The organism is Slackia equolifaciens, from assembly GCF_003725995.1.
GTDB classification, from domain to species: Bacteria; Actinomycetota; Coriobacteriia; order Coriobacteriales; family Eggerthellaceae; genus Slackia; species Slackia equolifaciens.
In genome coordinates this window covers 1-520 of record NZ_QIBX01000050.1, presented here as the reverse complement: position 1 = coordinate 520, position 520 = coordinate 1, and the positions used below count along the sequence as shown (strand labels likewise).

1 protein-coding gene and 1 pseudogene are annotated in these 520 nt (G+C 57.5%); both read right to left on the bottom strand.

Annotated elements, in window-relative coordinates; genetic code table 11:
- Positions 1-283, bottom strand: a pseudogene (locus tag DMP06_RS11640) (DNA replication/repair protein RecF); the annotation flags it as partial.
- 13 nt (positions 284-296) lie between these two features.
- Positions 297-506 (bottom strand): hypothetical protein, encoded by a 210-nt coding sequence (locus DMP06_RS11270; RefSeq protein WP_245962505.1) that lies wholly within the window; start codon positions 504-506, stop codon positions 297-299.
- Positions 507-520: the final 14 nt, after the last annotated feature.

Here is a 520-nt window from a genome sequence, read left to right as displayed (position 1 = left end):
ATGCCGGTTCAATAACCGTCGCGACGCTCAAATCGCGCGAGTCGGATACGAAGCGCGCTTCGAGGCGAGCGAATGGCGCGCCCCACATAATGAGGTCGCGGCCGCGGGCCGAACGAAACGACCCATGGGCGCACAAAAGTTGAATTCCCTCGACGACGTTGCTTTTGCCCGTGGCATTAGGACCCACGAAAATCGTGAGTCCACCTATGTTGCCCAATGCGAGGCTTCGATAATTGCGAAAACCAGCCAGGCGCACTTCCTGAATGCGAAGATCGTTTGCCACGGCGAGCACGTCCTTAAGATACGCGAACGGGCATAACGAGATACAGGAAGTTCTCGCCTGCGCCCGCACGGAAAATGCCGGGCTTCATGGGCGACGAGGTCTCGAAGAACACCTGGTCGGTAGAGACAGACATAAGGCCGTCGAGCACATACTGGTGATTCAGAGCGATTTGAATGCTTTCGCCCGCCACTTCACAACCGACAACTTCCTCGGCCGAGCCCACGCGACCGTACTAGA